The sequence below is a fragment of the Nonomuraea terrae genome (genome assembly GCF_004348995.1).
Taxonomy (GTDB): Bacteria; Actinomycetota; Actinomycetes; order Streptosporangiales; family Streptosporangiaceae; genus Nonomuraea; species Nonomuraea terrae.
Window position 1 is genome coordinate 1 of record NZ_SMKQ01000295.1, and the last position, 7,963, is coordinate 7,963.

Consider the following 7,963-nt stretch of genomic DNA (forward strand, 5'->3'; position numbering starts at 1 on the left):
GCCCTGCGGGGCATCGGCTGGCGGGGCGTGGGCGGGTGGATCTGCGCGAGTTGCGGGGGGAGACGTTCGCTGATTGTCCTGCGGATTGGGGGAGCAGGATCGTGGTGGATCGTGCGTTCCGGGCGGCGGCGGTGGAGCGGACGGTCCGGTACGAGGTGGGCGATTTTGCGGGTGTGGTGGATTTCGTGCATCACGGGCTGGCGGTCGCGATTGTGCCGCCGGCTGTGGTGGATCCGTGGGCGGATGTGCGGTTGATTCGGATTGACCGGCCTGCGCCGAGGATAGTGATGTCGATCGCGATCGCGGTGGATCGTGAGTTGAGCCGGTCGGCTTCGGCTCTGTTCGAGGCGATCCGGAGGCGTGCCTCGGGTCGTTGACGGCTGCCGGCGCGGGCCGGCATGTCGTCGATCAACCGGCCCGCAGCAGGGTGCCCGGCGCGGGGGTCCCGTGCCTCCGCACCGTCGTCGAGCAGGGCGCGCCGCGGCCGGTGGCCGGCGCCGCTGACCCGCGCGAATCCGAGACCCCGCGCACCCTGCGCTGACCCCGGTCCTTCCGGAGGGGGAGGAGCAGGGTCCCAGAGCGCCGCCGCGGCAACGGTTCGGAGGGAGGAGGAAACCGGGCGGCCGCGCGAGCACGCTGGAGCCATGAGGATGAGCAGGTGGCTGGTCGCGGCGATGGTGCCGGTGTTGCTGGCGTCGACGGCGTCGGCCGTCCGGGGCGACGAGCGGCTGAGGTGGCGCGCGTGCGAGGGCCAGGGCGTTCCCGCCGGGATGGAGTGCGCGGCGGTGGAGGTGCCCGTGGACTGGGCCGAGCCTGACGGGCGGAAGATCTCGCTGGAGCTGGCACGGCTGCCCGCCACGGAGCCGGCCCGCCGGATCGGCAGCGTGCTGGGCGTTCCGGGCGGGCCGGGCAGGAAGGGGATCGAGGACCTGAAACACGCCGCGGGCGATCTCACCGAACTGCGCGGACGGTTCGACCTGGTCGCCTACAACCCGCGTAACACCGTCTGGCAGGATCGGCTGCCCCCGTCGTGCCTGCGGCCCGGGACGTCGCTGGACGAGCCCCGCAGCCGCAGGCAGTACGAGGTGCTGGCCGCGAAGATGACCAGGGCGTTCGAGGCGTGCCGGGCCGAGGACGGCACCGGGTTGTTCGCGCACCTGGATTCGCTGTCGGTGGCCAGGGACATGGACGCGGTCCGCCGGGCGCTGGGCGAGGAGCGGCTGAGCTTCATGGCCAACTCCTACGGAGGGGTGCCCGCGGCCGCGTACGCCCGGCTGTTCCCGCACCGCATCCGGGCCCTGTACGTCGACGGGGTGGTCAACCAGACCGTCGGCTGGCCGCGGCAGAGGTTGCTGGCCCTGTCGCGCGCCGAGCAGGTGTTCGGCAGGTTCACGGCGTGGTGCTCGGCGACCCCGGCCTGTGCCCTGCACGGTGAGGACGCCGGAGCGGTCTGGCGCGAGCTCACCCGGGAAGCCGATCGCCGGCCGATCCCGGTCACCTCACCGGAGTTCGGGAAAGGCGAGCTGACCGGATCGCGGCTGAAGACCTTCGGTTCCGCCGGATTCCTCGGGGACCCGGGGCCGGGGAACACCCGCTGGCTCGCCTTCGCCGACGCGGTGGACAGGGCCCGGCAGGGGGACGGGTCCGGTTTCGCCGATGTGGTGCTCAGCAACGTGCGTGTCTGGGCCATGCCGGGGGCGCTCGCGATGACGTGCGCGGACGAGCGCGGGTACACCGGCTACGCGCAGCTCACGCAGGGCCGTCGCGAGGCCGGGAAGATCTCGGCGAACCTGGCGAGTGTGTCGTTCGACGCGCTGGGCTGCGCGGGCTGGCCGCTGAAGGTGGCCAACCCGTCGCGGCCGCTGCCTGTTCGTGGGCTGCCGCCGGTGTTGGGGGTCGGCAGCACGTGGGGGGATCACGCGCTCACGGAAAGCTTCACCAGGATGATCCCGGGTTCGGTCACGGTCGGCTATGACGGGCCTGGGCACGTCATGTATCTGTCGGGCAAGCAGTGTCCGATCCGGCACGCCACCCGATACCTGATCGAGCTGAAGCTCCCCGAGCCGGGCACCGTCTGCCCCGCCGAATGAGCGGCTCACTCGTTTCCCGGCTCCTCATCGAGGGTGCGCGTCAGGCGGATCGCCTCCTCCCGGTAGCCCAGAGCCGCGTAGAAGTGGCGGGCGGTCGTGTTGGCGGCGCCCGTCTCCAGTGTCAGGTGGCGCACGCCCTGCCGGCGGGCCCAGGTCTCGGCCGCGGCCATCAGCTGCCGGCCGACCCCGCCGCGTGCCGCGTGCGGGGCGACCGCCAGCTCCCCGACGTAGGCGTCGACCGTTCCGGTGAAGTGCTTCTGGGTGTTGACGGAGACCACACCGACGACGCCGTCGTCGGCCTCGGCGACGAACACGGCGCCGCGCTGTTCCCGCGCCGAGGCGAGGGATCCGGCGAGCCACTGCCTGGCCGCCTCCACGACCGCCTCAGGGTCCCGCCATTCCGCCACGCCTTCGGTCAGCCGGTGGGCGAGTGCCATGACGGCGTGGCGGTCCTCTTCACGAATAGGCCGGATCCGCACGAACTGGTGCTCGACGCTCATGGCACTCAGCATGCCAACTGGACGTACGAGGAAAAACCCCTGAGGGCGGGTGCGGGTTCGCCGAGCATCCTGGTAGGGAGGGGGAGCCGAGATGCTCGACGTCCTGGTCAGGCCTGGTTGCCGGCCGGGGTCCGGGTCGGAGCGAACCACCCCTGGATCCAGTTGGGGTAGGCGAGCGGCGACCGGCTGACCTCGTCGAGTTCGGCGAGGTCCTGCTCGGTGAGGGTCAGGTCGACGGCGGCGATGTTGTCGGTGAGCTGTTCCAGCTTGCGGGCGCCGACGATGACGCTGGTGACGGCGCGCTGGGCGAGCAGCCAGGCGATGGCGACCCGGGCGGGGCTCACCTCGTGCCGCGCGGCGACGGCCCGCAGCACGTCGAGCACCTGGAAGCCCTTCTCCTCGTCGAAAGGCACGAAGTCGAAGCCGTTCAGGGCTCGGCGGGAGTCCGGTTCGGTGGTGGCTCCGCCGCGGTCGAACTTGCCCGTGAGGAAGCCGCCGGCGAGCGGTTGCCACACCGTCAGGCTCAGCCCCGCGTCCTCGGCCATGGGCACCAGGTCACGCTCGGCGTCCCGCGACAGCAGCGAGTAGTACGCCTGATTGGCGACGAACTTCGCCTGGCCGTGCAACGCGGAGACGCCCAACGCCTTGCTGATCTGCCAGGCGGAAAGGTTGGAACAGCCGATGTAGCGGACCTTGCCCTGCCGTACCGCGTCGTCGAGCGCGCTCAGCGTCTCCTCGATCGGCGTCAGGTGGTCGTGGTTGTGGATCTGGTAGAGGTCGATGTAGTCGGTGTTCAGCCGGCGCAGGCTGTCCTCCAGGGCCCGCATCACGTGCAGGCGGGAAAGCCCCTGGTCGTTGGGCCCGGGCCCGACCGGAGCGATCAGCTTGGTGGCGAGCACCACGTCCCGGCGGCGCTGCCCGATCGCGCGGCCGAGCAGTTCCTCGCTCTCGCCGTCGGCGTAGACGTCGGCGGTGTCGATGAAGTTGATCCCGGCGTCGAGTGCCGTGCCGACGAGGCGATCCACTTCCTCCTGCCCGAGTGCGCCATGAGTGCGGTACACCGGGTGTTCCTTGCCGCCGAACGTCATCGTGCCCAGGGAGATCTCCGAGACCCAGACTCCTGTACGTCCCAGCAGACGATATTTCACCAGCTATTCCTTCCCACAGATCCGTCCGGTCCGCCGGCAGGCGACCGGGCAACTTTTCGATCGCCACGTCTGGACATTGTGTCCGGAAATTACGCTACACGATGTCCAGACGCTCTGTAGTGTGAGGTACGTTGCCCAGACGTCTAGGATCCGGACATGCCTTCGATCACTCGACGACGCACCGCGAATGTCGGCCGGCCCACCTCGGCCGAGGCGGAGATCCTGGCCGCGACCCAGCGTCTCCTGATCAACGGCGCGAATTTCACCGAGCTCGGCGTGCAGCAGATCTCCACCGAGGCCGGCGTCGCCCGCTCGACCTTCTACAACCACTTCCGCGACAAGGTCGACCTGCTCATGCGCCTGGCCACCGAGCTCATGAGCTCCTCCTTCGACGTCACCTCGGCCTGGCATCCGTCGGAGGGCGTCGAACATCTCGCGGACGTCTTCTCGCAGGTGATGCGGGTCTATCGGAAACACGCCGCCGTGCGGCGGGCGCTCGCCGAGGTCGCCGCCTACGACGCGACGGTGCGTGACTTCTGGGGCAGAGAACTCACCCAGTTCACGGACTGGACGCTCACGCTGCTCCGCGCCGAGCAGGACGTGGGCCGCACCCCCGCCGACCTCGACCTGGAGAGCGCCGTCCGGGTGATCGTGATGGGTGGCGAACGGGCTCTCGTCGACCACGTCACCGCCGGCGACCCCGGTCGTGACGCCGCGTTCGCCCGCGAGCTGGCGCTGACCTGGTGGCACGGCGTCTACCGCCGCCCGGCGGACGACGGCGGCGCAGGTTAGGCCGGCCCGTTCGCCTGGCCAGGAGATCAGCCGAAGAACTCGATGAGCGCGTTCGCGACGTCGTCGGGTCGTTCCTCGGACAGGTAGTGGCCGGCGTCGGCCAACTGCACGAACCGGATGTCGTCGGCCCGGTCCGAGAGCGCGAGCGGCAGCGCCTCGTAGTAGAGACCTCCCAGCGCCAGCACCGGCACGGAGAGCTTGCCGTAGGTCTGCATGTCGGCGATGTCCTGCGCGAACGCCTGGTACCAGCCGTTGGCCGCCCGGATCGCGCCCGGCTGGTCGTAGGCGGCGGCGTAGACGGCCCGGCTCTGCTCGCTGATCGCGTCCGGGTCCTTGGCCATGTTCTGCACGCACCAGTCGATGAGCAGCCGGGACCGGCCCTCCAGCAGCCGTTCGGGCAGGTCGCGGACCTGGTTGAAGGCGAACCACCACAGGTGCGGCTGGTCCGGCCGGGGCAGCACACCGAAGGAGTGGAAGAACGTGTCGGGGTGCGGCACGTCGAGCAGGGCGACCCTTGTGGTGAGCTCGGGGTGGTTGGCGGCGAAGCTGAAGGCCACCATCGCCCCGATGTCCATGCCGGCCACGTCGACGCGGTCATGGCCGAGATGGCGGACCAGCTCCGCCACGTCGCGGGCCATGGTCTTCTTGTCGTATCCGCCCTCGGGTTTGGCGGAGTCGCCCATGCCGCGCAGGTCGACGGCGATCACCCGGCGCCGGCGCGCCAGGACGGGCATGATCTTGTGGAACTCCCACCAGGTCATCGGCCATCCCGGCAGGAGCAGGAGTGGTTCTCCCGCGCCGCCGGCGACGTAATGCAGCCTGGTCCCGTTGACGTCGGCGTAGCCGTCGCGAAACCCGTCGAGCATCGTTCCCCCAGAATATTTGAATGTCTGCTCTCAAATGCCGATGGCAGCGTAGCAAGAGTGTGAGCGCGCATTCACATACGGGGGCGAGGTCAAACGTTTCCGTGGGCACGGCCAGAAGCGGCGATGACGGACGTGGCCATCCCGTCCAGGGTGAGTTTGAGCATCGGCGCGATGGTTCCGCCGAAGTCGACTCGTGCCTGCGCCGCCTTCGCATGCCGCAGATCCCTGCCCTGGTGTGACCGGTAGTCGGCGAAGCTGACCACGTGGAGGTCGGGCAGCACCAGCCACGCGTAGGCCTGATCAGGTTCGGCGGCAGGATTCCGGATCACAAGTCCGGAGCCGTTGAGCGGCTCGTACGGTCCGGTCAGGCTGGGCGCGGCGAAGCCGTAGAGCCCGGTGGGCGCTGTCGGCCGGGTGGAAGCCGTGGCGTTGGGTGGAGAAGAAGAGGTAGTGCCAGGAGTCGTGGACGATGACATGCGGTCGTTCGAGCTCATGGTTGACGCCTTCCGCGACGAGCAGCGGCGCGAGCAGCGACCAGGCCCGCGCCCGTGGCTCGGCCAGGGCGATCGCACCGGTGAAGCCGTCCCCCCACGCGGTGGACGCGGCGATCAGGAGATGGTCGCGTGCGCCGACCATTCGCGGCTGCCGGGCGAGACGCCGTCGGGGAAGGCGTTGCCCAGGTCGGTCCACTGGTCGCCGTTCCTGCCGAGCAGGCGGATCCGCGCCAGGTCATGACGCTCCTCCGGATGGCCGAGGGCGGGGGCCGACAGGGCCATCCACAGCTCATCGGCGCCGATCACGCTTGTCGCGCCATCCTCGTCCTGCACCGGCCACAGATCGACCGGACCGCGATGGGCGCCTACCAGGCGCTCGAAGCCGTGCGTCCGTCGCACCGTCCTGCGCCGTGGAGCCCGGCTGAACCGCCGTGGAGGCCGGCTGTACGTAGCGGCGGCGGGTCAGATCCGGCGGGAGACGCCCTGCCAGTACGGCTCGCGCAGCAGGCGCTTGTACAGCTTGCCGGTCGGGGTGCGCGGCAGCTCCGGCACGAAGTCGATCGAGCGGGGCACCTTGTAGCCGGCCAGCAGGTCGCGGCAGAAGGTCATCAGCTCGGCCGGCAGGCCGTCGCTGGCCCGCACGCCGTCCACCAGTTCGACGGCGGCTTTGACCTGTTCGCCGAACTCGTCGTCCGGGATGCCGAAGACCGCGACGTCCCGGACGGCCGGATGCGTGATCAGCACGTTCTCGATCTCGGCCGGGTAGATGTTCACGCCACCGCTGATGATCATGTCGATGGTGCGGTCGCAGAGGAACAGGTAGCCGTCCTCGTCGAAGTAGCCGATGTCGCCGGTGGTGAACAGGCCGGCCCGGTGGATGGAGGCGGTCTTGTCCGGGTCGCCCCAGTACTCGACGTCGTCGCCGTTGGCGTAGCGGAACCAGATCTGGCCCTGCTGCCCGGGTTTGACGGGGTCGCCGTCGGGGTCGAGGATGTGGATCTCCGTGGCGGGCTGCGGGCGTCCGACGCTGCCGGGCTTGGCCAGCCACTCTTGTGAGTCGATGATCGTGTTGACGCCCGCTTCCGTGGAGCCGTAGTACTCGTTGACGACCGGGCCGATCCACTCGATGATCTGGCGTTTGACCTCGGGCGAGCAGGGGGCGGCGCCGTGCCAGATCGCGACGAGGCTCTCGCCGGAGAAGGACCGCCGGGTGGCGGCGTCCAGGCGCAGCAGGCGGACGAACTGGGTGGGCACGAGGTGCACGTTGGTGATCGCGTGCCGGTCGATCAGGCGCAACGTCTCGGCGGGGTCGAACGAGCGGCGCATGACGACGGAGATGCCGCCGAGCAGCGCCAGGAAGGAGAACATCCACTGGGCGGAGTGGTAGACGGGGCCGGCCAGCAGCGTGCGGGCCTCGCCGGGCAGGGAGAACGTCGTCGCGAAGTGGCCGGAGGCCAGGCTGAGGGCCTCGACGGGCGTTCCTGTCGTGGGCCGTTTGCGGCTGACGCCCTTCGGCCGGCCGGTGGTGCCGGAGGTGTAGAACATCGGGCCGCCCATCACCTGCTCCTCCGGCTCGCCGTCCGGGGCGGCGGCGAGGAACCCCTCGTAGGAGGTGAAGCCCGGCATGCCGGTGCCGAAGGAGATCAGCGTGGGCAGGTCGAGTCCGTCCACGGCCAGGCCCGCCTGCGCGGCGAAGGCCGGGTCGGAGAACAGGGCCCGCACGCCGGCGTCCCTGAGGACGTAGCGGAGCTCGTCGGCGGTCCAGTGCCAGTTGACCAGGACGTAGCGCAGGCCTATGTGGCTGGCGGCGGCCATGACCTCGAAGTACTCGCGGCGGTTGGCGGAGTGGACGGCGATGGTGTCGCCGGCGCCGAGCCCGGCGTCGAGCAGCGCGCGGGCCAGGCGGTCGACGCGCTCGTTCAGCTCGCGCCAGGTGGTGACGCCGTCCTCGTCGGTCAGTGCGGGTGCCTCGGGCCGGGTCTCGGCGAACGGGCGCAGCAGTCGGGCCATCCCTGGTCTCCGCTCTCGGGTCGCTGTGGGGGTGTCGTTCGTGGTCAGCCGATGCGCAGGGGC

The 7,963-nt window shown here is 70.2% G+C and carries 9 protein-coding genes and 1 pseudogene; 3 read left to right on the plus strand and 7 right to left on the minus strand.

Features of this window, described 5'->3' with window-relative positions; genetic code table 11:
- Together E1286_RS44005 and E1286_RS44010 are read left to right on the plus strand one after the other, a co-directional pair.
- Window positions 1–377: LysR substrate-binding domain-containing protein (locus E1286_RS44005; RefSeq protein WP_246075676.1), on the plus strand; the 377-nt coding region annotated here is incomplete at its 5' end.
- 267 nt (window positions 378–644) lie between these two features.
- The gene (locus E1286_RS44010) at window positions 645–2,090 is read left to right on the plus strand and encodes an alpha/beta fold hydrolase (RefSeq protein ID WP_165970194.1); all 1,446 of its coding nucleotides are present in this window, start codon (window positions 645–647) and stop codon (window positions 2,088–2,090) included.
- A gap of 5 nt (window positions 2,091–2,095) precedes the next feature.
- Here E1286_RS44010 and E1286_RS44015 read toward each other — a convergent pair whose 3' ends face one another.
- Window positions 2,096–2,590 (minus strand): GNAT family N-acetyltransferase, encoded by a 495-nt coding sequence (locus E1286_RS44015; RefSeq protein ID WP_165970195.1) that lies wholly within the window; start codon window positions 2,588–2,590, stop codon window positions 2,096–2,098.
- A 107-nt stretch (window positions 2,591–2,697) separates the two neighbouring features.
- Window positions 2,698–3,738, minus strand: a complete 1,041-nt coding sequence (locus tag E1286_RS44020) for an aldo/keto reductase (protein ID WP_132622865.1) — start codon at window positions 3,736–3,738, stop codon at window positions 2,698–2,700.
- A gap of 156 nt (window positions 3,739–3,894) precedes the next feature.
- Between E1286_RS44020 and E1286_RS44025 the strand changes: the two genes are divergently transcribed.
- Complete coding sequence (locus tag E1286_RS44025) at window positions 3,895–4,530, plus strand: TetR/AcrR family transcriptional regulator (RefSeq protein ID WP_132622867.1); 636 nt, start codon at window positions 3,895–3,897, stop codon at window positions 4,528–4,530.
- A gap of 26 nt (window positions 4,531–4,556) precedes the next feature.
- Here E1286_RS44025 and E1286_RS44030 read toward each other — a convergent pair whose 3' ends face one another.
- From E1286_RS44030 to E1286_RS44050, 5 genes and pseudogenes are all read right to left on the minus strand, one after another.
- Window positions 4,557–5,396 (minus strand): alpha/beta fold hydrolase, encoded by an 840-nt coding sequence (locus E1286_RS44030; protein ID WP_132622869.1) that lies wholly within the window; start codon window positions 5,394–5,396, stop codon window positions 4,557–4,559.
- Window positions 5,397–5,485: 89 nt separating this feature from the next.
- Window positions 5,486–5,890, minus strand: a complete 405-nt coding sequence (locus tag E1286_RS44035; protein ID WP_132622871.1) for a glycoside hydrolase family 68 protein — start codon at window positions 5,888–5,890, stop codon at window positions 5,486–5,488.
- Window positions 5,883–6,032 (minus strand): annotated as a pseudogene (locus E1286_RS52275) (hypothetical protein); the annotation flags it as partial. The pseudogene E1286_RS52275 and the gene E1286_RS44035, both read right to left, overlap by 8 nt.
- Window positions 6,005–6,289 carry a glycoside hydrolase family 68 protein gene (locus tag E1286_RS44045; protein WP_132622875.1) on the minus strand — a complete coding sequence of 95 codons (285 nt, stop codon included), beginning with the start codon at window positions 6,287–6,289 and terminating at the stop codon, window positions 6,005–6,007. The gene E1286_RS44045 and the pseudogene E1286_RS52275, both read right to left, overlap by 28 nt.
- 63 nt (window positions 6,290–6,352) lie before the next feature.
- On the minus strand, window positions 6,353–7,963 hold a 1,611-nt coding region (locus E1286_RS44050), incomplete at its 5' end, for an AMP-binding protein (RefSeq protein ID WP_223190904.1).

Bases quoted from the DNA above. Each gene is read 5' to 3' on its own strand.
- E1286_RS44025 (WP_132622867.1), top strand. From the start codon at position 3,895: ATGCCTTCGATCACTCGACGACGCACCGCGAATGTCGGCCGGCCCACC.
- E1286_RS44015 (WP_165970195.1), bottom strand. From the start codon at position 2,590: ATGAGCGTCGAGCACCAGTTCGTGCGGATCCGGCCTATTCGTGAAGAG.
- E1286_RS44010 (WP_165970194.1), top strand. From the start codon at position 645: ATGAGGATGAGCAGGTGGCTGGTCGCGGCGATGGTGCCGGTGTTGCTG.
- E1286_RS44030 (WP_132622869.1), bottom strand. From the start codon at position 5,396: ATGCTCGACGGGTTTCGCGACGGCTACGCCGACGTCAACGGGACCAGG.
- E1286_RS44035 (WP_132622871.1), bottom strand. From the start codon at position 5,890: ATGAGCTCGAACGACCGCATGTCATCGTCCACGACTCCTGGCACTACC.